23 protein-coding genes and 1 pseudogene are annotated in these 22,774 nt (G+C 58.1%); 21 read left to right on the plus strand and 3 right to left on the minus strand.

Translation table 11 applies throughout. The annotated features are described in order from the left end of the window. Nucleotides 1-89: 89 nt before the first annotated feature. The 19 genes and pseudogenes from CGLAMM_RS10205 to CGLAMM_RS10295 all read left to right on the plus strand — a co-directional run bounded on the left by CGLAMM_RS10205 (nt 90) and on the right by CGLAMM_RS10295 (nt 19,024). Nucleotides 90-2,747, plus strand: coding sequence for a penicillin-binding protein 1A (locus CGLAMM_RS10205; RefSeq protein ID WP_394819178.1), 2,658 nt, complete (start codon nt 90-92; stop codon nt 2,745-2,747). An 87-nt stretch (nt 2,748-2,834) separates the two neighbouring features. Further along, a pseudogene (gene prfB / locus CGLAMM_RS10210) lies at nt 2,835-3,965 on the plus strand (peptide chain release factor 2). Between the two features lie 188 nt (nt 3,966-4,153). Further along, entirely contained in the window at nt 4,154-4,570 is a 417-nt protein-coding gene (locus CGLAMM_RS10215; RefSeq protein WP_394819180.1) for a cupin domain-containing protein, read from the plus strand. Between the two features lie 549 nt (nt 4,571-5,119). Further along, complete coding sequence (locus CGLAMM_RS10220) at nt 5,120-5,764, plus strand: energy transducer TonB (RefSeq protein WP_394819181.1); 645 nt, start codon at nt 5,120-5,122, stop codon at nt 5,762-5,764. 205 nt (nt 5,765-5,969) lie between these two features. Continuing rightward, nucleotides 5,970-7,004, plus strand: coding sequence for a MotA/TolQ/ExbB proton channel family protein (locus CGLAMM_RS10225; RefSeq protein WP_394819182.1), 1,035 nt, complete (start codon nt 5,970-5,972; stop codon nt 7,002-7,004). 2 nt (nt 7,005-7,006) lie between these two features. Next, nucleotides 7,007-7,432 carry an ExbD/TolR family protein gene (locus tag CGLAMM_RS10230; RefSeq protein ID WP_319806457.1) on the plus strand — a complete coding sequence of 142 codons (426 nt, stop codon included), beginning with the start codon at nt 7,007-7,009 and terminating at the stop codon, nt 7,430-7,432. A gap of 109 nt (nt 7,433-7,541) precedes the next feature. Continuing rightward, nucleotides 7,542-7,979 (plus strand): ExbD/TolR family protein, encoded by a 438-nt coding sequence (locus CGLAMM_RS10235; RefSeq protein ID WP_319806456.1) that lies wholly within the window; start codon nt 7,542-7,544, stop codon nt 7,977-7,979. Further along, entirely contained in the window at nt 7,980-9,263 is a 1,284-nt protein-coding gene (locus tag CGLAMM_RS10240; protein ID WP_418115659.1) for a tol-pal system YbgF family protein, read from the plus strand. 659 nt (nt 9,264-9,922) lie between these two features. Next, complete coding sequence (locus CGLAMM_RS10245; RefSeq protein WP_394819710.1) at nt 9,923-10,687, plus strand: response regulator transcription factor; 765 nt, start codon at nt 9,923-9,925, stop codon at nt 10,685-10,687. Nucleotides 10,688-10,743: 56 nt separating this feature from the next. Continuing rightward, nucleotides 10,744-12,105 (plus strand): ATP-binding protein, encoded by a 1,362-nt coding sequence (locus CGLAMM_RS10250; protein ID WP_394819184.1) that lies wholly within the window; start codon nt 10,744-10,746, stop codon nt 12,103-12,105. Nucleotides 12,106-12,235: 130 nt separating this feature from the next. Beyond that, nucleotides 12,236-12,802, plus strand: coding sequence for a NifU family protein (locus CGLAMM_RS10255; protein WP_394819185.1), 567 nt, complete (start codon nt 12,236-12,238; stop codon nt 12,800-12,802). Nucleotides 12,803-12,918: 116 nt separating this feature from the next. Beyond that, the gene (locus tag CGLAMM_RS10260) at nt 12,919-13,515 is read left to right on the plus strand and encodes a malonic semialdehyde reductase (RefSeq protein ID WP_394819711.1); all 597 of its coding nucleotides are present in this window, start codon (nt 12,919-12,921) and stop codon (nt 13,513-13,515) included. Between the two features lie 10 nt (nt 13,516-13,525). Further along, nucleotides 13,526-14,218 carry a tRNA (adenosine(37)-N6)-threonylcarbamoyltransferase complex dimerization subunit type 1 TsaB gene (gene tsaB, locus CGLAMM_RS10265; RefSeq protein ID WP_394819186.1) on the plus strand — a complete coding sequence of 231 codons (693 nt, stop codon included), beginning with the start codon at nt 13,526-13,528 and terminating at the stop codon, nt 14,216-14,218. Continuing rightward, entirely contained in the window at nt 14,218-14,676 is a 459-nt protein-coding gene (rimI, locus tag CGLAMM_RS10270) for a ribosomal protein S18-alanine N-acetyltransferase (RefSeq protein WP_394819187.1), read from the plus strand. Before tsaB ends, rimI begins: the two co-directional genes overlap by 1 nt. Nucleotides 14,677-14,951: 275 nt before the next feature. Continuing rightward, nucleotides 14,952-15,350: a Ros/MucR family transcriptional regulator gene (locus CGLAMM_RS10275; protein WP_394819712.1), complete on the plus strand. Its 399-nt coding sequence runs from the start codon at nt 14,952-14,954 to the stop codon at nt 15,348-15,350. A gap of 237 nt (nt 15,351-15,587) precedes the next feature. Continuing rightward, complete coding sequence (locus tag CGLAMM_RS10280) at nt 15,588-16,049, plus strand: Fur family transcriptional regulator (RefSeq protein WP_394819188.1); 462 nt, start codon at nt 15,588-15,590, stop codon at nt 16,047-16,049. A gap of 32 nt (nt 16,050-16,081) precedes the next feature. Next, nucleotides 16,082-16,942, plus strand: coding sequence for a GNAT family N-acetyltransferase (locus CGLAMM_RS10285; protein ID WP_394819713.1), 861 nt, complete (start codon nt 16,082-16,084; stop codon nt 16,940-16,942). A 35-nt stretch (nt 16,943-16,977) separates the two neighbouring features. Further along, nucleotides 16,978-18,549: an apolipoprotein N-acyltransferase gene (gene lnt, locus CGLAMM_RS10290; RefSeq protein WP_394819189.1), complete on the plus strand. Its 1,572-nt coding sequence runs from the start codon at nt 16,978-16,980 to the stop codon at nt 18,547-18,549. Continuing rightward, on the plus strand, nt 18,542-19,024 hold the full coding sequence (locus tag CGLAMM_RS10295; protein WP_394819190.1) for a helix-turn-helix domain-containing protein: 483 nt from the start codon (nt 18,542-18,544) through the stop codon (nt 19,022-19,024). The genes lnt and CGLAMM_RS10295 overlap by 8 nt, the downstream gene beginning before the upstream one ends. A gap of 9 nt (nt 19,025-19,033) precedes the next feature. Here the strand turns inward: CGLAMM_RS10295 and CGLAMM_RS10300 are convergent, their stop codons facing one another. Further along, a complete protein-coding gene (locus CGLAMM_RS10300) occupies nt 19,034-19,696 on the minus strand; it encodes a fused DSP-PTPase phosphatase/NAD kinase-like protein (RefSeq protein ID WP_394819191.1) in 663 nt (220 codons plus the stop codon). A gap of 105 nt (nt 19,697-19,801) precedes the next feature. Here CGLAMM_RS10300 and CGLAMM_RS10305 point away from each other — a divergent pair, with 105 nt between their 5' ends. Beyond that, the gene (locus tag CGLAMM_RS10305; RefSeq protein ID WP_394819192.1) at nt 19,802-20,107 is read left to right on the plus strand and encodes a hypothetical protein; all 306 of its coding nucleotides are present in this window, start codon (nt 19,802-19,804) and stop codon (nt 20,105-20,107) included. An 88-nt stretch (nt 20,108-20,195) separates the two neighbouring features. Here the strand turns inward: CGLAMM_RS10305 and CGLAMM_RS10310 are convergent, their stop codons facing one another. Then, entirely contained in the window at nt 20,196-20,381 is a 186-nt protein-coding gene (locus CGLAMM_RS10310) for a Trm112 family protein (protein WP_394819193.1), read from the minus strand. Between the two features lie 10 nt (nt 20,382-20,391). After that, on the minus strand, nt 20,392-21,360 hold the full coding sequence (locus CGLAMM_RS10315) for a tetratricopeptide repeat protein (protein ID WP_394819194.1): 969 nt from the start codon (nt 21,358-21,360) through the stop codon (nt 20,392-20,394). A gap of 212 nt (nt 21,361-21,572) precedes the next feature. Here CGLAMM_RS10315 and CGLAMM_RS10320 point away from each other — a divergent pair, with 212 nt between their 5' ends. Continuing rightward, a complete protein-coding gene (locus CGLAMM_RS10320; RefSeq protein ID WP_394819195.1) occupies nt 21,573-22,685 on the plus strand; it encodes a glycosyltransferase family 61 protein in 1,113 nt (370 codons plus the stop codon). Nucleotides 22,686-22,774: the final 89 nt, after the last annotated feature.

Below are 22,774 nucleotides of genomic sequence, written 5' to 3' on the forward strand. Positions count from 1 at the left end.
GGAAATTTGCTCCACCCGCCTGATTTTGCTAGTGAGATCGACCCTGCGCGGCGCGCTCAGACGCGCCGCTTTTTTTGGATAAGTGACCCATGCCGTCGGACCCCGATCGCCTAACGCCGAACCGCAATCCGCGCCATGACGCCTTTGACCCCCGTCGTTTCGGGCCGCGTCATCGCACATGGCGACGATTTGTCGCCGGGACGGGTGCGCTTATCTTGGCCGTGGTGATTGGCAGTGCCGTATTTGTCATTGGCAAGATCTCCCGCATGACGACGGGCCTGCCCAGTGTCGCCAGTCTTGAATCCTATCTTCCCCCGACTGTCAGCCGTATTTACGCGTCAGATGATCGTATCCTGGCGGAGCTGGCGGCGGAAAGGCGTCTTTACACGCCCTTCAATGCAATCCCGGACCGAGTCAAAAAAGCCTTCATTGCGGCGGAGGATAAAAATTTCTACGCCCATCACGGCGTCGACCTCAAAGCGATCCTGCGTGCTGAGTTTGGCAACATCACGCGCCCGAAGGGCCGACGTCCTGTCGGCGCCTCCACCATCACGCAGCAGGTTGCGCGGAACATGATCCTGAACAGCCGCGCCCCGACCCTGGAGCGGAAGGAGCGTGAAGCGCTTCTGGCGATGCGGATTGAGCGCGTTCTGTCCAAACAGAAAATCCTCGAGATCTACCTGAATGGTATCTACCTTGGCCAGGGCGCCTATGGCGTGGCGGCAGCGGCGCAGACATACTTCAATAAACCGTTGGACGAACTGACGGATGCGGAGGCCGCCTATCTGGCCTCCCTGCCCAAATCGCCTTCAAATTACGACCCCTATAAGCATGCGGATCGCGCTGTCGCCCGCCGTAACTGGGTGCTGAGCCGCATGGTCGAAACCGGCGCCCTCAGCGCTGCGGATGGGGCCGCGGCGCAAAAAACCCCGCTTATCGCCAAGGACATGAAACGCTTCGGGCCGATGCCGAATGGTGAGTGGTTCGCCAGTGAGGTGCGGCGTCAGCTTATTGATGATTATGGCGAGACGCGCGCATTGGAAGGGGGGCTTGAAGTGCATACCAGCCTCGACCCCCGCCTTCAGGATGCCGCAACCCGTATCCTGCATGAGGGGCTGATGGAATATGACCGTCGGCGCTCCCGTTGGCGCGGGCCGGTCGGGCATGTCAATTTGGTGGCGCTTCGACATGGCGACCCCGAAGCCATGCAGAAATTGACCCCGCCACCGGGTATGTTGCCGCAATGGCGTCTGGCCGTCATATCGGACTCACGTCGGGGCACGGTCGCATGGGTCGATAAGCCCCGACCCGATATGTTCAAAAAAGCGACGATGTCGCAAATCCTGCCCCAGGATTTCTCATGGATGAAATCCGGAGACCCCAGGCTCGGTGAGGGCGATCTCATCATGATTGAGCCCATTAAGAACAGCCCATTCGTTGCAATACGGCAGATCCCTGAAGTGCAGGGCGCGCTGATCAGCCTTGATGCGCATACAGGGCGTGTCCTGGCGATGGTGGGAGGGTGGTCCTTCAAGCAGTCGCAATTCAACCGCGTCACCCAGGCATTGCGCCAGCCAGGTTCGTCCTTCAAGCCTTTCGTCTATCTTGACGCGATGGAAAATGGTGTCCCGCCCTCCGAGAAATTCGATGATGCGCCCATTTCCTTCGGCACATGGCACCCGATGAATTATGAAAAGGATAATTGGGGCCCGACAACGTTGCATGATGCGCTGCGTGAAAGCCGCAACCTCGTTACCATCCGCCTCGCCGCCTATCTGGGAATGAATTCTGTCGCAAAGATGGCGCAGGATGTCGGACTCGTTGATAAAATGCCGCATGTTCTGCCCGCCGCACTGGGCGCCGTCGAGACCACGGTATTGAAGGAGGCCGGGGCTTACGCGACGCTCGCTGCAGGCGGCAAGCGCGTCACCCCGCATCTGATCGATACAGTGCTCGACCGTGACGGCAGCGTACTCTATCGCGCAGCGGATGCGACGCTTGAAACAGCCGAGCAGGCTGCCGACCCGCAGAAAACCCCGTCTGGCAAACCGGATCAGTCGGCACGTCAGAAAGAGACGTCAGACGTTGACGCGCAGACCGTGTCCGTGCCGCATATTGTCAGCACGCAGCCGCAGATCGCCAGCCCGGAAAGCGCTTATCAGGTGACGTCCATGCTTCAGGACGCCATAAGGCGAGGGACGGGACGACGCGCCGCTGTGGATATTGATCGTGAAATCGCGGGCAAGACCGGCACATCTCAGGATTTCCGTGACGCCTGGTTTGCCGGTTTTGCGCCGGATATCGTGACGGTCGTTTGGGTGGGGTATGACACGCCGCGCTCCCTGGGGCGAAATGAAACAGGGGGGCGCGTGGCCGGCCCGATCTGGAACCGCTTCATGAAATTTGCGCTGGAGGGGCGGCCGACGTTGCAATTTCGTGTGCCGGATGGGATCACCCTTGCGCGCTACGATACGGGGCGACTGATGGCCGTTGACGGCTTCAAAGCCGATGAAGCGCCGGGCGCATCGATTGCGCTGCATGGTTACGGTGCGGGCACGGAGCCCCTTAATGCGTCCGATACGGGTGCGGATGTCGCCACATCTGAGGATGATATGATGCCTCCAGGCGATATTGAGGCAACCGCGCCCCTGGCAGAGGCGCTGCCGCCGCCCTCACCGCCATCCGGCGCGGAAACGGCACCAGCAACGCAATCTCAGAGTGACATTGGCCTTGGAGGGCTTTATTAACACGGTGCAGAATCCTGTCGGGCCCTGCGTCATGCCCCTGCCGAACCATGCCGACACCGCCTGACGGGCGATTGATGGAGAAATTTTATGTCCGCGGAAAGCGACGCGCTTCATGAGCAGATCAAGCAGTCAGTGGCACTGCTGAGGAGGCATCTTTGACTGGGATGCTGCCCAATCCCGCCTCGCAGAACTAAATCACAGGTCGGAAGACCCGGATTTATGGAATAATGCGGAAGCCGCGCAGAAGCTGATGCGGGAGCGCACGCTTCTTTCCAATCAGATCGAAAATGTCCTTCAGATTGAGCGTGACGCGGCGGATATGGTCGAACTCACCAGCATGGCGGAGGAGGAGGGCGACGCGGATACCGTTGCCGAAGCCGTTGCGACCCTCAAAAACCTGGCGGAACAGGCGCATATGCGTCAGATTGAAAGCCTCCTTTCGGGCGAGGCGGACAGTAATGACTGTTATCTTGAAGTCAATGCCGGGGCCGGTGGCACAGAGGCCCAGGACTGGTCGGAGATGATGCTGCGCATGTATATGCGATGGGCCGAGGCGCATGGCTATAAAGTGACGCTGATGGAAAGCAGTGAGGGGGAGCAGGCCGGAATCAAATCCGCCACCATCCTCGTCTCAGGCCCTAACGCTTATGGGTGGTTGAAGACAGAAGCCGGCGTGCATCGCCTCGTGCGTATTTCGCCTTTTGACTCCGCAGCGCGTCGTCACACATCATTTGCTTCCGTCTGGGTTTACCCCGTCGTCGATGACACGATCGAGATCGCGGTCAATGATGGGGATCTGAAAGTTGATACGTTCCGCGCCTCGGGTGCGGGGGGCAGCACGTCAATAAAACGGACTCCGCGATACGCATCACCCATATCCCAACCGGCATTGTCGTTGCCTGCCAGACGGATCGCTCCCAGCATCGCAATCGCGCCACGGCGATGGAAATGCTGAAAGCCCGTCTTTATGAGGCGGAACTGCAAAAGCGGGAGGCCGCTGCCGCCGCGACTGAAGCCGCCAAGACGGACATCGGATGGGGTCATCAGATCCGCTCATATGTTCTGGCACCCTATCAGCTCGTCAAGGATCTGCGGACAGGTGTCGAGAAAGGGAACCCGGATGCCGTTCTCGACGGGGCTTTGGATGACTTCATGTCCGCTTCCCTGGCGCAACGGGCCGGTGCCACGCGTTCCGCTGCGAGTGCGGCCGCGCAGTAAAAGTGAGGGATGAAGCTGTGTTGAACATGGCTTCACCCCTTCCGGCCTGTTATGTCGATAAATTATCGTGTCAATTGCATGACGCTATTTTACCAGCATTGATCGGCGCTCAGTGACGGCGTAAAATTGCAGCTTATCGACAATAATAATATCGGAAAAACACTGTGAGAAATGGGTTTAAACGTAGCTTGACAAAGTCATGCGCGGCCTTCTGCGTCGCGATATTCGGAGGCGCACAAATCCCGGCCAGTCAGGCCGCGGGGCGGGTCCATACAGAGACGCTTCTGGAAACGCAATCCTCCTGGGATGGCACGCCATATGAGGCCTATCCCGCGGGCACGCCGCAATTATCGGTGTTGAAAATCGTCATCCCGCCAGGAACTGCCTTGAAGTGGCACCTGCATGATGTCCCGAATGCGGCTTATGTGGCGAAGGGCTCCCTGACTGTTGAGCGGCATCAGGATGGGCTGCACAGATCCCTCAAGGCTGGCGAGGTTCTGCCTGAAATGGTTAAATCCATGCATCGGGGGATCGCAGGCCCTCAAGGCGCGACGTTAATCGTGTTTTATGCTGGTAAAAAAAATGTACCTCTCTCGAGGCCATAAGGACGGGTCCTTACGAAATAAAGACGCCTGACCTCCTGCCCGCCATGCGAGGTCGAATCGGGGCGAGACGGGTTAGGGCGCGCATCGAATCTCGTTACTGGTAAAGCTCTGCGTCATGTTTCCCGTTAAACAATGTGAATTTTTATGATGTCGGGCGCGCCCCTCATGAGTCTTTTCCGCGCGCAAAGCCCGCTATCACTCCTCGGCGGAGGAAGATGCAGATGGGGGCACCTTGACGCGATGCGTGACTGAAAATGAGAATCTCTTAAATTCGCGTCTTGCCATGCGCACCATTTCGAAGGCAAAATCACCGTGTCTGCCCATATCTGCTTGTTTTCTGCAGGGCCGGGTTGACCTCCTTACGCGCTGGTGTTGTTCAATGGCGGTTGAGACTCGCATTGTCGGATCGTCATGTGATAAGCACTTTTTAAGATATAGGATTCGGTGTAAGCGACTAAAATTGTTAGGTTGTTTCTCATCGTTTCGGGTTGGCCATGATTTTGGCGGTGGCCTGATTTAACTCTGTTGATCCATGGGGTGGCGTTATCGATGAACTACGTCGAGCAGCAAGGCAATCGTACGAAGTATATCATCGTCGGCGTCATTGTGGCGGTGCTGATCCATGTTGTTGCGATCTGGGCATTGATGAATGGCCTGGGGTCTAAGCTCGTCCAGCACTTTAATCCCCCGATCAAGACCAAGATCATCCGTGAGACACCGCCTCCGCCGCCCCCGCCCCCACCACCACCGCCGCCGAAATTGACGCCGCCCCCACCGCCTTACGTGCCGCCGCCACGAATTCAGATTCAGCCGCCGCCGCAGAAGCAGGCCATCAAGGAGGTCACGCACGTCAAGCCCCCGACGCCCCAGCCACCTGCGGCACAGATTGACCGGAACGCACGCGCCGCGGGTGACCACTCCGCCGGAGCCAGCCCCATTAATGGCGCTCGGCCGGAATATCCGGATGAAATGCGAGAGGAAGGGCGGGAAGGGCGTGTCGTGGCGACCTGCGACATCAACCCGGATGGGCGGCCGGCCAATTGCCACATTTCCCACAGTTCTGGCGGCCCCGCCTTTGTTGAAGCGGCCGAAGATTTTCTCCATCGCGTGAAATATGCACCGGCTGTCGTCAATGGCGTGGCTGTGACTGAGCATCACCATGTCATCAATATTGACTTCGCGCTGGATGAGTAGGGGTGACATGTCGGCGTCCGGAGTACGCGCGCAGAGATATGACTTTCCCGGATGTGGGGCGTTTGGACTCATGATGGGTTTACGGGGACGCGGCAGCGCCGGTCTCCATGTCTGGCCGGCGTCGCCGGGCCCGGTCGGGGTTGCCGCCGGTGTCCGCTTGGCCAAGACACGTTTCAACCGGCTTTTTACATAGGATATGGAGATCATGACGAGATTGTTCCGCGTTTCCGCGCTCGCCGCTCCCGCCCTGGCTCTGACCCTTGCGGTGGCGCCAGCTGCGGCGTTGCTGCCCCAGATTTCTTTCGCCCAGACGACCGGGGATGCGGCATCGTCCCAGCCTGCTTCACAGCCTGACGACAGCCCTGCGGCAATATCGGCCGCGCCGGCCAATGCCGCGCCGGAGGCTGAAGGCAGCGCGGCCGACGCTTCGGCACCCGCACCTGATGCGGCTGACGCAGCGCCTGCCAACCCGAATGACGCCGCCGCGCCGGAGGTGCAGGTGCCGCAGGCGACGGTGCAGGATAATCCCTATGGCCTCAAAGCGCTGTGGGCCGGTGGCGACGCGGTGGCGCGCTCAGTCCTTCTGATCCTGGTTGTCATGTCGGTCGGCACATGGATCATCATGGTCCTGAAATTTATTGAGCAGGCCAAGATTTTCTCCTCCGCCAAGGCGGCGGCAACTGATTTCTGGAGTCAGTCGTCCCTTGAGAAAGGTGCGGCCGCGCTAAGTGAGGATTCACCCTTCCGCTACGTTGCGGAAACCGGGGTCTCCGCAGCCCGTCACCATGAAAATTCGATGCGGGATGCTGTTGACCTTAATAGCTGGGTCGCGACCTCCATCCAGCGTTCCGTCGATATGATCAACTCACGCCTTCAGGGTGGGCTTGCATTCCTCGGCACGGTGGGCTCCACATCGCCGTTCGTCGGTTTGTTCGGCACGGTCTGGGGCATTTACCACGCGCTGACGGCGATCGGCATTGCCGGTCAGGCTTCCATCGATAAGGTCGCTGGCCCTGTCGGTGAAGCATTGATCATGACCGCGATCGGTCTGGCGACGGCGGTCCCGGCTGTGCTGGGCTACAACCTGCTGGTGCGCCGCAATAAGGGCGCGATGGACCGCGTCCGTAATTTCGCCGCCGATGTTCAGGCGGTGCTGCTGGGCGGTTATCGTCATGGTGTGGCGGAGCAGGCTGAGTCGGCTTCCCCGACGACAATCACATCTTCCAGCCGGGTGGACTGAATATGGGTATGAATGTCGGTTCAGGCGGTGAAGACGAGGGTGAAGTCGTTTCGGCGATCAACACGACGCCGCTTGTCGACGTCATGCTGGTTTTGCTGATCATCTTCCTCATCACCATTCCGGTCGCGACGCACACCGTCAAGGTCGCGCTTCCCAAGGCGAAGAACCAGCCGACGCACACGCGACCGGGCAATGTCGTGCTGGCCGTCACGTCGGACGGGCGAATGTTCTGGAATGAACGTCAGATCACCAGTCGGCAGGATCTGCTTTCCCGATTGGAGAAAGTGGCTGTCATGCAGCCACAACCGCAGGTGCAGATCCGCGGTGATGAGAAAGCGCGCTATGAATCAGTCGGGCGGATCGTGGCAACCTGCCAGGAGGCCGGGATCTCCCGCGTTGATTTCATCACAGAGCAACCACATAGTTAGGCATGTCGGATGCATCTCTAACGGGTGCGTCCCATGTCAGGGCTGATCAGACTTTAAGACTTTGCTTCCATTGAAGCAGGTTGGATTTTCGAAGGGGAGGGCGTCGCTCATGTCCATGAGTGTCGGAACCGAAAGCACGCATGAAGATGAGGGCATCGTCGATATCAACACGACGCCGCTCATCGACGTCATGCTGGTTTTGCTGATCATGCTGATCATCACCATTCCATTACAGACGCACTCCGTGGCCCTGCAATTGCCGCAGGGCAATCCGCCCCCCTCCAACGCGCCACCCCATGTGGTGACGGTGGGGATTGATTTCGATAATCAACTGAGCTGGAATGGTGAGCCCATCACCAGCGAGGAAGATCTCCAGGCGCATTTTCAGGCGGCAGCCGCCATGCCCGATCAGCCGGAAATGCATATTCATCCGGATCGCCTCGCAAGTTACAATGCTGTCGCGCATGTCCTCGCTGACGCCCAACGTTTGGGCGTCGAGAAACTGGGCATCGTCGGATCGGACCAGTTTATGGATGAGGGCCAGTAAATGGCGCGTGTTTTCGCTTTTCGTCACTTGATTCTTGGCAGTGCTGCTGCTTTTGGCCTCGTCGCCCTTTCCGCCGCCCCGGGTGGGATCGTCCAGACGGCGAACGCGGCCTCCCCGTCTGCCGATATTCTGTCCAATGCGGTGGGGAAGCCACTTCAGGCGGCGTCAACGGCACTGAGTCGGAAATCCTATGCCAGAGCGATGGAAGCCGTCGCGAAAGCTGATGCTGTCAAAGGTAAGACGGATTACGAGACCTACACAATCAACCAGATGCGCGCCGCGATCGCTTCAGCGAGCGGCGATCACGCGGCGGCGTCCCGCGCTTATCAAGCGCTGATCGCGTCTCCACGGAGTTCCGCGGGTGAAAAACATCAGATGATGATGGCGCTTGCGACGAATGCCTATACGGCCAAAGATTATGGTCACGCTGTCACTTACATCCAGCAATATCTCAAATCCGCCGGGCCGAATGCGCAGATGCGGAACCTGCTTGTGCAGGCTTATTACCTTCAGGGCGATTACGCCAACGCTGCTAAAACCCAGCGTGTCGTGGTTGATGCAAAGATCCATGCGGGTCATAAGCCGAGCGAGAACGCATTACAGTTCCTCGCCACCTGCTACAACCAAACCCACCAGGCGGATCAGGAAACGCACGCGTACGTTCTATTGGCGAAATACTATCCGAAACCGGGATATTGGGAACGCCTGATCCATGACCTCGCGGTGCAACCAAAAATGGCGCCGAGCCTTCGCTTCAACCTCATGCGCCTGCGTGCGGTAACTGGCACGCTTCGTACGCCGGGTGAGTGGGTCGATATGTCGGAGCGCGCCGTTCAGCTGGGGTTGCCGCAGCTCGGCTTGACATTGCTCGATCAGGGCCTCAAAGCCCGCCTGATTGGTAACGGTGCGGATGCCGCACGAATGCAGAGGCTCCGCGCCCTGATGGTGTCTCGCGTCAAAGAAACGACGGCCCATCTCGCAGAGTTGCAGAAAGAGGCCTCCAAGGATGGCACGGGTCAGGCGGCTGTGAAGACCGGCTATAATCTGATCCTGGCCGGAAAGATCGATGACGGCGTCCGTCTGGTGCAGGAGGGCGCATCAAAGAGCGCCGGTTCTGATAAAGCCATCGCGCAGCTCCATTATGCGATGGCGTTGCGTGACGCGGGGCGGACGCAGGCCGCCATCAAGGCGTTCGACGCTGTTTCGGGTGAGGCGACGGCGGAGAATCTCGCGCAATTATGGGAGATCATCACCCGTCATCCGGCTGTGCCCGCAGCGCATTAATCTCGCCGGAGTGAGGTCGGCGCGAAACGTGCGCCCCAAACAGAAATCTCATAATTAGAAAGTGATGAAGCCGCGATTCTTCCTCGGGAAGGGTCGCGGCGCGTCGTTTCAACCGTCAAAATCCAGGTGCAGACGGGGTGCCGTCTTCAAACGCCGCGCTGAACACGGCTTTACCTACGGCAAAAGGCGCTTCTCTCGCCGGGGCCAGGCCGTCACGAAGCTTGTCACAATGCGACCTCGGCAGGTTCCACCCATGGTGGGTCATCAAAGCCAAGAAGCCTCCATCACCGCGACCCGCACATCGTCGATCCTGACGGTGCACTCGTGCGGCAGACGGGTCGACAGGCTTTGAAGTAACATGTGCAGAGATCAGACCCTACATTGGCCCGATCGCCTCAGTTTAGAAAATATAAAGGTAAACAGAAAATTTATGATAGTAATATTAAAAGAATGATTCACCGTTTTCTATTAGAACTTTGGTAAAATAATTACATTATCATCCTAATAAGTCCCTAGTATTGTGAAATAATAAGTCATATTTAGAAACATTCAACAACAATGAGCGAAAGTTTCGTTGACGTCTTCACTTTTTGACGACGCTAACGAAGAAGCTGGTGTTTTTAATCGATTTCCACGGCAAGATTGCTTACGCTCTTCCCATGAAGACGCTTCCATCGCCCCATTCCTTGCCGCCCCGCATACTCATCGTTGAAGATGACGCCGGGATGCGCACCCTCGTGCAGCGTGCCCTACAGGGGGAGGGGTATCGTGTCCGCGGTGTTGAAAGCGGGGACGAGATGTGGGATGCGCTCGCCAACGCCGCTGTCGACCTCATCATTCTTGATGTCATGCTCCCCGCCGTGAGTGGCATTGAGCTTTGCCGTGCCCTCCGTGCCGGATATGGCAAAAGCCATGAGGGAGAAGCGCCCCTGCGTCAGACGCCGATCATCATGCTTTCCGCCCGTGGCGGGGAAGGGGATCGCGTGCTCGGTCTGGAAATCGGTGCGGATGACTATGTGGCCAAGCCTTTCAGCCAGAAGGAGTTGCTGGCGCGCGTCCGGGCGGTGTTGCGGCGCGGCCAGACGCAGATGGCGCGTGAGGGGGCAAGGCGGGAGAGGCTACGTTTCTCCGGCTGGACGTTGGATCTGCGCCGCCGGGAACTGCTTGACCCGTCAGGCGCCGCCATCGAAATTTCCGGCGCGGAGCATGATCTGCTCATCAGCTTCCTCGATAATCCCCAGCGCGTCATCGCGCGGGACCGATTACTGGAACTATCCCGCACGCGCCTCGGAGATGCCTCCGACCGCAGCATAGACGTGCTCGTCAGTCGTCTCCGGCGTAAGCTGGGTGATGATGCGGATAAACTGATCCGTACGGTCCGCGGCACAGGTTATTTCTTTGTCTCTGAAGTTGAGCGTCTCTGACTTTTATGGTGACGCATCTTGTCATCCCCTTGTGCGGTGCGGGGCGCTGAAATTTGGTGCCGCCTCACGCTACGCAGGAGGATGACGCCCGCGGCGCCATCCGCATCTGGCCGATCGGCCTGACGGGTCGCGTCAGTATCGTGGTCCTCGCGGCGATCTGCGCCGTGTTTCTCGCTTCCTCATTTATTTACCGCCAGGCGCAGATCAGTCAGGTCAGTGTCGTGCGCCTCTCCGTCCTCGCGGAGGAACTCAGCGCCGACCTTGATATGCTTCATGCTGTCCTCCCCCGCAGGAGGCCGGTGATTGTGGCGCGGCTCTCCAACCCGAATTTACGCCTCTCCATTCGGGAACATCGTGAAGGCGAGGAGATGGAGGATGGGCAATGCCTCGCGCCGGGTGTGGATTCCCTGGGTTCAGCACACGCCATGTTGAGCAATGCGCATCTTTGCGTGGCGGATCTCGGTTCGGAGACGGTCGGGATCCGTGGCGCCCTGGCAATTGACGGGGAACAGGACCTCGTTTTTGAAATGCCGCACGTCCTCGTCGTCACATCCATGAATGGCGCGGTCGCGATTGCCGCCATCACGGCTGTCGCTGTCTGCGGTGTGGCGGCCGTCCTCATCCGCGCATTGAGCCTTCCCCTGCGGACCCTGTCCTCCGTCGCCAATCATCTCGGCAATGAGGATGAAGACGCACGCACTGTCGTCAATGAGGCAGGCCCGCGGGAAGTGCGTGGCCTAGCCCATGCGATCAATGCGATGCAGACGCGTATCCAGAAACTTATTGAGGATAAAACTTCTGTCCTTGCGGCTGTCTCACATGATCTCCGCACGCCCTTGGCCCGCCTGCGCCTGCGGGCCGATTTTCTGGAGGATGAGGAGGCGCGCCTCGCCATCGTGACGGATATTGATGAGATGGAGGCCATGATTAATGGCGTTCTCGCTTTTCTGGCCGGTAATAGTGACCCGGAAGTCCCACGCGTTGTTGATCTCGTCGCCATCATCTCAACCCTCCTGGACACGCAGGCGGATCAGGGACGTAAAACCGCCTATAGCGGCCCGGATCGCTGCCTTCTGACATTGCGGCCCATCGCCATCAAGCGCGTCTTCGCGAACCTCATTCAAAATGCCTGTGTCCATGGCGGCAGTGCGGAGGTGACATTGAGCGTTGAGGAAAGCCGTATCATCATCTCTGTGACGGATCACGGTCCCGGCGTGCCCGAGCAGGATCTCGCACGCATTACGGAGGCTTTTTACCGCGTGGATCACTCCCGGTCCCGCCAGACAGGCGGGGCGGGGCTGGGGCTTGCCATCGTCAAACGGGAGGTCAGGCGTGCCAATGGTCGCCTCAGCTTCCGCAACGTTCAACCCTCGGGCCTTGAGGTGCAGGTGATGCTGCCGCGTGAGGTTTCACCCTGAAAAACGGCCTTGCCGCCCGTGTGTCACGGTCTCGGCGCGCCAGATTTTAAAACCTTGCCCTGTCCCCGCCCCTTGCATATCGTGGCCCCACGTCGCATTTGAGGCAGAGCACCGTATGAGTGAGGATATCATGTTTATTGAGACCGAAAACACGCCAAACCCTGCGACGTTGAAATTTCGTCCAGGCTGCCGCGTCACAGGTGACGGCCTGACGGCGGATTTCGCCTCGGCCGCGGCCGCGCAGGGGCGCTCCCCCCTCGTTGAAGCGCTTTTTGCGATTGATGGCGTGACCGGCGTGTTTCTTGGCGCTGATTTCATCTCCGTCACCAAATCTGACCTGTCAGACTGGGCGGACCTCAAACCTGCCATTCTGACGGAAATCGCCTCTGCCCTGACGCATGGCACGCCTGTTCTGCTCTCAAAAGGGGAGGAGCAGGCTTACGAAGTTGCCGAGCAGGATCGTGAAGTCGTGGCGCGTATTCGTGAATTGCTTGACACGCGTGTCCGCCCGGCCGTGGCGGGGGATGGCGGTGATATTGTGTTTCGCGGATATCAGGATGGCGTGGTGCGTCTTTCCATGCAGGGTGCCTGCGCGGGGTGCCCGTCATCCCGTGCAACGCTCAAGCACGGCGTGGAAAATATGCTGCGCCATTATGTGCCGGAAGTCAAAGAGGTCGAACAAGTGGAGATGTCGTGACGGATCTTCCGGGCGCGGGCGAGAACGCGCCATATATCGAGACACCCACAGTCGATGAAATTCAGCCTCAACCTACCTCGCCTCATGACGCGGGTGAGGGATCGGCGCCGGTCAATGTGGATTTTAGCGCGGCTTTGGACCCGGCTGCCCTGGATCAGATTTTCCGTGCTGCGCGCACGCCGATCAGCTGGTCCTCCCGCCCCGTTACGGAAGATGTGGTGCGCGCGCTTTACGACCTTGTCAAATGGGGACCAACCTCCGCCAATTGCAGCCCGGCGCGTTTTATCTTCCTGACGTCGCGAGAAAGTCGGGGGTTGATCCGGCACGCTTTGTCCGGCCCCAACGTGGAACGTTTCCTGGATGCGCCGCTCGGTGTCGTCATTTGTCAGGATCCGATTTTTTTTGATCACTTGCCCGAACTCAATCCAGAAGAGAATTTAAGGGACTGGTTCGCCTCGGATGTGGGATTGGCCGAAGAAACCGCTTTCCGTAATGCGACGTTGCAGGGCGGCTACCTGATTATGGCGGCCCGCGCGCTTGGCCTCGCCGCCTGGCCGATTTCCGGCTTTGATAGTGACGATGTTGAGGATGCGTTGATGGCCGAGACGGGTTGGCGCGCCAATTTCCTGATGGGAATCGGCTATCCGGGTGAAACCCCGCCCCCGGAACGGGCACCGCGACTTGACTTCCATACTGCCTGCCGCCTGTTCTGACGGGTTCACCATGAGGAAGACGGGCGACCCGGCACGGTTTGAAAACGCGCAAAATCGACGCATATTGGTTTTTAATGCCGCGCCGGCAGCAGATGCGCCGGGTGGCGTCATCGCCGCCCTGACAGGGGGAGAGGTCATTTCCCAACGCGCTCTCCTCGGGCGCGGCGCGTCGGAGATGATGGTGACGCTTCTACAGGATGTGCTCAACGCCGCGGGATGGCGGGAAAAGGGGCCGGATGCGATTGCCGTGGTGCGCGGTCCCGGCTCCTTCACCGGACTACGCGCAAGCCTTGCTTTGGCCGCTGGTCTGGCCAAAGGTTATGAATGTCCGCTTCATGGAGTTTCAATCGGCGCATGTTACCGCGCGGAGACTGAAATGCAGCAGGAGGTTTGGACGGCGACACGCGCGCGCCGTAACCGGATCTTTCTGGAGAGACCGGATGGCACATTCTGGGCGGGTGCGCCCGATGCCGCGAACATACCCTCCGGTAGATTGATTGTCGGCGACGCGTCCTCCTGGTTGCATGATCACCTGGCAATGACGCATCTCTTCCGTTCAGACATGGATCAGCAACCATCGCCGGGTGCGATTGCCGCGGCAGCGCGGCACGAGCCGCCTGTGGACCGTGTTACACCGCTTTATGTGGACCCGCCTGAAGCAAAGCCACCTTTGGCCGGGCTCCGACCTGCCCCGATCCCGTGATGGGGGGCTGGCCTGTTGACGCGGTCGGCCCGGAAGCCGCCAGGCGACTTTCTCACCTTCATGAAGCGTGTTTTCCGCAAGGGGAAGCGTGGTCAGCCCCGAATATGAGAAATCTGCTGGCTATGCCGGGATGTTGCGCCTGGGTGGTCGCGACTGATGACGGTCTGGCCGGAATGGTCATTGCGCGGAAAGCGTTGGATGAAGCGGAAATTCTGACAATTTGCGTCGCGCCGGATTATCGGCGCCGCGGCGTCGCGCAATCGCTCATCGAGAGAATGTCCGAGTCGATGAAATGCGCCAAAGTGGAAAGGATTTTCCTTGAAGTGCGCGCCGACAACGCGGCCGCGCGATCGCTTTACGCGGCGGCGGGGTATAATAGGTGCGGCTTCCGGGCAAATTACTATAGTGACGGTGGCAACGCCATCGTAATGTGCGCCAATTTGTCGGACAGTCTCTGACAAATTTTTACATGCTTCCGGCAAATAGAGTTAAATTTCGATTAAACACGCACAGTGTGCCGTGCAGTCATTACTACGTGTGATCATCTATAAAAAATTTTATTTAGTATATATTGGCACTTTACTTACTTAAAAACAAACGTTGCGTTATTTAACCTATCATGTCACTACACGTCTCACGAGTATACTCATTTACCAAATGATTCTTCTTGCTATTATTGGATTTTTAGGTTAAATCTTTTCAAAATCAAATTCTAAAGTTCCAGGTGATGTTAATGAAGAGCCCAGCCTCAGACGTGTCGCTCCATGCCTTGACTGCCCAAATAATTTCCTCATATGTCTCGAATAATGAAATCGAAACCGATGATTTAATGGCGCTCATCAAGTCTGTGCACCTCGCAATGATGGCGCTCGCCCGTAAAGAAAACGATGAAGCCAAACCAGTACCCGCTGTTCATCCCAAAAAATCGGTCTTTCCGGATTATATTATTTGTCTCGAGGATGGTAAGAAACTTAAATTACTGCGACGTCACTTGCACACCGTCTATAAAATGACTCCGCAACAATATCGGGAGCGGTGGGATCTCCCGCCTGAATATCCGATGGTGGCGCCGAATTACGCTAATCATCGTTCTCAACTTGCGCGACGTATTGGTCTGGGTCATCGCCGCTGACCCTCAAGCAAGGCGTCCTTTCAGGCACGTTGCCTGACATCCCCCATCGTTCCTGAAAAGTTTCAACCAGGTCCCGTCGTACAGCGGAGAACTTCAGCATCGCTGTAACGTTCGGGGGTGAAGCTGCCGACTGCGCTGTATGAGGCTTTGTTGGCGTCAATTCTTGGCAAACGGGATGAACTCGGATACGATCAACTCCGTCCATACCCGCCTTGCTGAAAGCCGAAGCGATACGCAATGTCATCCAGGAACGAGTCAATCATAGAGCGGCTTTGCATTGATCATGGCCTCAAAATGACGGGTCAGCGTCGCGTCATTGCCAAGGTTCTTTCGGAAGCGGAGGATCACCCTGACGTTGAAGAGCTTTATCGACGCGCATCATCTCTTGACCGGCGCATATCCATCGCGACAGTCTACCGAACCGTGCGTCTGCTTGAGGAAAAGGGCATTCTGGAGCGGCGGAATTTCGGTGGCAATCGCGCGCGCTACGAGGCGAGTGAGCCTGAAGATCACCGGCATTATCATATTATCGATATCGACACGGGCCATGTTGTTGAATTTGAGGATGCGGCATATCGTGACATGATACGCGAGATCGCCCACAAGCTCGGTTTCGACCTTGTTTCCCACCGCCTTGAATTGTTCGGAAGGCGGCTTCCGGCTTCCGGGCGAAAGAAACTCCCGGGTGAGCCGATATGACCGCGAAGCCGCGCCAGGCCGAACTCCTGAAAATGCTGATTTCGGATGGTGCGCCTAACCCGCCTGCTGGTTCTCTCTCCACACTGGACCTGTCACGTGATTCCCTGCCTGAATTACGGGCGGGTGCGCTGGGCGTGCGGATCGCGGAGAACAGGGCGGAACGTGAGGCGGCGCAGGCGCTGCGTTATCGCGTCTTTTTTGAAGAAATGGGCGCGCATCCCAGTGCGGCCGCCCTCAAGTCGCGTCGGGACGTGGATGATTTCGACGATATTGCGGATCACCTTCTCGTCATTGATCATGATATTTCATCGGGCGCGGAAGGCGTTGTCGGTACTTACCGACTTTTACGAAGTGATGCCGCCGCCAGGATCGGTCGTTTCTACACGTCTGGTGAGTATGATATCTCGGTTCTGACGGATTTTCCGGGTCGCCTTCTCGAAGTCGGGCGCTCCTGCGTGGATCAGCGCTACCGAGGGCGCGCCGCGATGCAGCTTCTGTGGCGCGGCATCGCCTCCTACATTTTCCTGCACCGTATCGACGTCCTGTTTGGCTGTGCCAGCCTGCCGGGCACGGACCCATCGTCCAAAGCGCAGGAGCTTACTTATCTTTATCATAACCACCTTGCCCCGCCCGCACTCCGCATCCGCGCGCTGCCGGAGCGCTATGTCTCCATGCAGCTGACGGACCCGCATAGTCTGGACCATCGAAAGTGCCTCGCGCGCCTGCCACCTTTGATTAAAGGCTATTTGCGTCTCGGCGGGTTTGTCGGTGACGGGGCGGTGGTGGACGCGCAGTTTAACACGACGGACATCGCCGTCCTCGTCAAAAGTGAGCTCCTCGCGGATAAATATTACCGCCATTATGAGCGTCGGCTACGGGATGCCCTGGAATAGAGGCCTCTCTCAACCCCAGTTTATCGACAGAAAAATTGTCCGGACCTAAAGCCCCTAAACTGCGTCGATTCCGTCCCGCATTTATCTGCTTCCTCTCCGGCCTTTTCGCCGCGACAGCTTACCCACCCCTTTATTTTCTCCCCGGGCTTATTTGCGGCGTGTGGCTTCTCTACGGGTGCGCCCGGCAGGCGGCCTCCTGGCGGCAAGCCGCTTTTTGCGGGCTGGTTTTCGGGTTTGGCCTCAATCTTGGCGGACTTTACTGGCTGACACATGCCGTGCTGATGGGCGGACGGCAATTCTGGTGGGCGGTGCCGCTGGCGACGCCCGGCTGTGCGCTGATCCTGGCGCCTTTTATAGCGGTGCCGAGCCTGTTGGCGCGGAGATTTTCCTCTGGCTGGGGCAGCATCCTCATTTTTGCGGGTAGTTGGACACTCACCGACATGTCCCGCATCTTCCTCTTTTCCGGCTTTCCGTGGAATCCATTGGGGGCGGACCTGACCTTTCCCGGCAATGGGGGCACCGTCCTGACGCAGATTGCCAGCATCATCGGTGTTGATGGGCTGACATTCTGCCTTGTCTTCACCAGTGCCGCGCTCTTCCGCGTGCGGCGGTCTCTGTATGTTGTTGCGATATTGTGGATAATTATCGCGATATATGGTTATGAGCGCGTGCATCATCTGCCGCTTCTTCCCGTTCAGAACCCGGCGCTCGTCCTCGTGCAGAATAATGTGAGCGAAGATCATATCCTCTCGCGCGATGAAAGCGGGGAGGTTCTGCAACGCTCCCTGATGCTGACCCGGGAGGGCATCTCCATCGCGCACGCCCTTTTCCCTGACCGCGCTGCCGTCTACGCCTGGCCGGAATCGGGCTTTCCCGGCCTGTTGGACGAGGCGCCTTTCGCCCGCCGACAGATCGCACGTGAGGCGGAGGGGAGTTGGGGGATCATCGGTAGCGATCGGCGGGATGATGCGGGCCAATGGTATAACAGCGCGATGGCGCTTGATGGCGATGGCGAGATTGCGGCGATTTACGATAAATCCCGCCTTGTGCCCTTCGGAGAATATCAGCCGCGTTTTCTGCCTTTCAACATTATGCCGGGGCAGTTCCGACCAGGCCCGGGGCTGCGTACATGGCAGTTGCCTCAGTTGGGGCGTGTCGCGCCGCTCGTCTGTTATGAGGTTGTTTTCTCAGGCCAGGTGGTCACAAATCCGCGACCAGACTGGATGCTGAACCTGACAAATGATGCGTGGTTCGGGGCCAGTGCCGGTCCCTGGCAGCATTTAATGGCCGTGCGCCTGCGTGCTGTAGAAGAGGGGGTGCCCATTGCGCAGGTCGCTAATACGGGGCTGACAGCCATTTTTGACGCGGCAGGGAGGAAGACTGGGGCGATTCCACCGGATAAGGCTGATATATTGGTTGCACCGTTGCCATCTCCGGTAAAAAAAACGCCATTCGCGATTTACGGTCGATCAATACCTATCTTTATTTGTTTATTGGCCTTTCTTATTGCTTTGCTAACGATTAGAAATGCTAGGAAGCGAAAATCGTCCGAAGGGAAGTTCCGCTCCCCTTCCAACTTGGAAAGCAGGTCGCGCAGTCATGAGTGAAAGCACAAAAACCCCGTCTGCGGCTGGTCCGATTGATGCTCATGTCGGGGCTCGCATCCGCTTGAGGCGCATGCTTCTGCGCATGTCGCAGGAAAAACTCGGGGCCGCACTCGGTCTGACCTTTCAGCAGGTCCAGAAATATGAGCGCGGCACAAACAAGGTGGGCGCCAGCCGACTCTATGAGATGTCCAAGATCCTTCGCGTGCCCATCGGATTCTTTTTTGATGATATGCAGGGAAAGGTGGAGCAATCCGCGTCTCTCGGATATTCCTCCGGTTTTCGGGAGACGTCGGCAGGTTTCCGTGCCTTCGCATCGGCGGACAGCGTCAAGACCAATGAGGATCTGCACATCCTCGCCAAGCGGGAAACGCTGGAGTTGATGCGTGCCTATTACCGCATACCGGATGCTGAAGTGCGCAAACGCGTGATGGATCTCGTCAAGACGCTTTCAGAACAGGCCGCCGCTGCGGAGTGAATGATCGTTTCACTCCCGGCGCAGAAGTTTGTCGGTAAGAAAGCTGCTCAGCCTTGCGGCCTGGAAGGACGCGCGAAGCCCGTCCTCGTCATATTCATGCTTGACCCATTCCAAAAAACTGAGGCGTCCCTCCGCCTGACGCTGATATAGATGGAAAAAAGCATCAAGCACCCCGGTGCGCGCCTGTTTAAAATGCCCGAAACGCCAATGAAGCTGCTGAAGCGCCTCCGACGCCGTTCCGCCTCTGAACATGATGATCAACCCCGCTGCCAACCCCGCGCGGTCAGCGCCGGATTTGCAGTGCAACAACACGGGCGTCTCGACGGATTGATAAATTTCGTGAAACCGTAGGATACGGTCCCTATGTGGCGCGCCCCGACTCTCGAAAGCCATGTCAATCAGCTTGATCCCCAGTTCCGCCGCCGCCCATCGGGATAAAGCGTCTGAGCCACATTTCCGATGACCGCGGAGATTGATGAGCGTCCTGATCCCGAGTCGCGATTTGAGGCGCCGCAATCGTCGCGGCGTGGGATGATTGCATCGATAAAACGCCCCGTCGATGATGGGGGCGAGATTCGTCCAGAACAGCCGAAAAATGGCATGATCGATGAATATACTGTCGATCCAGGCACGCAGGCGGTTCCTGCTCGTCGTCATCGGACGGTCAAACACGGGGTGCTCCTTTTGAAACGAAATTTTCCCTGCCCGAGAAAGGCCATGCCGTCAATTGAGATTAGTACGGTGAGTTGTTAGGATACGACAATGAGGCGCGTTTGGATGACACTCGGAAGTTATGGGATGGTCGTGCTCGGTGGCTGCGCGGCAACGCGACCGGAAGCCTTCAAACCCGATATCACAGTGCGCGGCCCGCCCGGCCATCCCCCGGGCCAGAATCCGCATCATCGTCGTCAATTCTGGGATGCGCTTGATCCGTTTATCCCGCCAGATGGAAGCGCCGGCCCGCCTGCCGGGCTTCCCGGACTGGCACCTGCGGAAACGAAGAGGAAACCGTTGTCGGAATTCGTCATACCCGATGCCAGCCTGATGTTCGGCCGACCCGAGAATACGGAGCAGAAGCCATAACCGCGCCCCAAGCGGGACGCAATGGGCGATCATGCCGTCAACACGTTGTTACAATGCGCGAAGAGGAGCGGACCTGTTCCGACCCTTGTCAATCCAGTGTCCGCGCCTCTTCCGGCAGCATGACGGGGATGCCATCCCGGATAGGATAGGCCTTTTTTGCGGCCGCGCTGACGAGTTCCTGCGTTTCGGCATTGTATGTCAAGGAGGTCCGCGTCAAAGGGCAGATGAGGATGTCGAGAAGTTCCTCATCAAAAATATCTGGATTCCGACTCATAAATGACCCTTCATGAAAACAGGATGGAGGAAAGCTCACGTCGCATTTCCCGCGTAAGCGGGTCTGATCCGCCCCAGGCTTCAAAAAAACGGAGAAGCTCGGCTTTAGCCGCACCCTCATTCCAGTCCCGGTCCGCGCCGATGAGATTCAGCAATGTTTCGGCCGCTTCCCGCCGCGCCCCGGCGCCATTGAGCGCACCGGCCAATTGAAACTGCAGATCTTTATTATCAGGTGTCTTGGCCATCTCCGCACGGAGACTGTCAAGTTGCGTCGCCGCTTCCCGGCCCTCCCGATGAACGGCAATGGAGGATTTCGCGGCGAGGATGGCGGCGTGCTCCGCAATGGCGTCGGGCACCTGGGATGCGGCCTCTTCGGCGCCTTCCACGTCATCAAGGAGCAACATGGCGCGGATCAGGCCGGCCCAACCCTCCGCATTTTCCGGCTCGACTTCGAGTAGATTGCTGAAATGACCGGCGGCTTCCGCACCATTCTGCGCCTGTAATGCCTGTTGTCCCGCGGCCAGAAGTTCTGCGCTGGGCATTTCCGCGCCGGTTGACTTCAGGATATTTTCAACGAAACGCTTGACGTCGCTTTCCCGCTGCGCGCCCTGCATAATGTCCAATACCTGCCCCTTATAGAAGACTGCGACGAGGGGGATGGATTGCAGGGGCAGCCCGATCTGCACGAGCTGGGCGGCCAAAGCGGCATTTGCCTCAACATCCAGTTTAACAAGTTTTACGCGGCCCCGCGCGGCGGTCACCACTTTCTCAAGCACCGGCGTCAGTTCTTTACAAGGGCCACACCACGGGGCCCAGAAATCAACGAGGACAGGGCGCTCGCGGCTGGCATCAATCGCCTCCGCCATAAAGTTTGCCTGGTCCGCATCGACAATCGTGGCGCCTGGTGCTGATGACGTGCCGCCCTGGGCCGTCGGGTTGCCCGCGCCCGGCTGCGAGTTGCCCCCGATGAACATCGTCATAATCTTTCTCTTTCCTCAAGATCACGAAAGTGCCGCGGCACTGTTTTCCACGTCAGGATAAACGACAGGCAGGGTAGCGTCCAAGGGTTAATACGGGCCTCACACCATATTGCCTGACGCTGAGTGGTCCGCATTGCGGGAATTGAGGCATCGTAAATTGCAGTCTAAACAGGGAAAACGACGCGGTCATTTCAAGGGGAGGTTGCAGGGCCATGCAATTTGCAGACGCGAAATCTGTCGATGCACTTTCACTTGAACGCAGGGATATTGCGATTTGTCCTGAAACAACGCTCCCAGCGCCAATTGAAGCCTTTACCGGACAGGATTTCGACAATTTTGACCGGGGTCTACTCCCTTATCATGCCCGTCGAGAGGCGGCGAAAGGGTTCGTGAATTTTTCCCCGCTGACCCTTTCCCTCTATATGTTGCAAAATGCTTTCCTCATCGTCGCGCCTCAACTTAATGGGGTCATCCTGACGGAAAATCATGAACTCGTGGAGGAGCCGTCCTGTTTCCGTGAGAGAGCACTGACCGACCCCGCCATGGCCCTCCCGACATTTCCGCGTCATGCGCCTTTCAGCCACGCTTTTGCCGGGTTTGATCGCAGCACGTCCAACCATTATCATTGGCTGCTTTACGCGATTTCCAAAAGCTGCGTGGCGCGACCTTTTCTGCCGCGCGCCACGCCGATATTGCTGCCGGACGCGGAAGCCTGCATCGAACCCCATCGCCCCGTCCTGCCACGCGGCTATCATCATGAGACATTGCGGGTTTCAGGTCTGATCCCCTATGTGACGCCGGTTTCACAGGGGATCTATCCGGTGCGACAGCTTTATTTCATGTGGCACACACCTAAAATGCCTGAGCTTTACCTGCGTGTCCCGCAGGTCCACGCAGAATTTGACCGTTTCACAACGCCGCGCGTCGCTTTTTTACCGAAGCGGTTTTTTATCTCTCGCGCGCAATCGGCTGATCAGCGTATCTCCGCTCAGGACCAGACGGTCATCGATCACGTGCTGGCGGCGCAGGAGATTGCGACAGTCAGTCTTGATGATATGGACATATCGACGCAAATCGCGCTTTTCCGCGGGGCGGAACTCATCATCGCGCCCCATGGGGCCGGGCTGGCCAATCTTGCCTTCGCCCGGTCCGGCACGGCCGTGCTGGAGCTGAACCGCCAGCTGGATGGACAGCCTCATCTGCGCAACTGCTTCTACCTTCTTTCCGCCATGCGTGGGTTGCGTTACGCCATGATGGACCTTACAGACGCGCCACTTACGATTTTTCAGCTTCAGGAAGCTTTGCGCCGCGTGTCACAAAGGTGAGGTGGAAGCCCGGCATCGAAGCTATCGGGCGAATCACGCAGAATTTTCTCTTTCGGCTCTTGCAAGCGCGGGCAACATCACTTATTCAC

This window comes from Sorlinia euscelidii (assembly GCF_036452135.1).
Taxonomy (GTDB): Bacteria; Pseudomonadota; Alphaproteobacteria; order Acetobacterales; family Acetobacteraceae; genus Sorlinia; species Sorlinia euscelidii.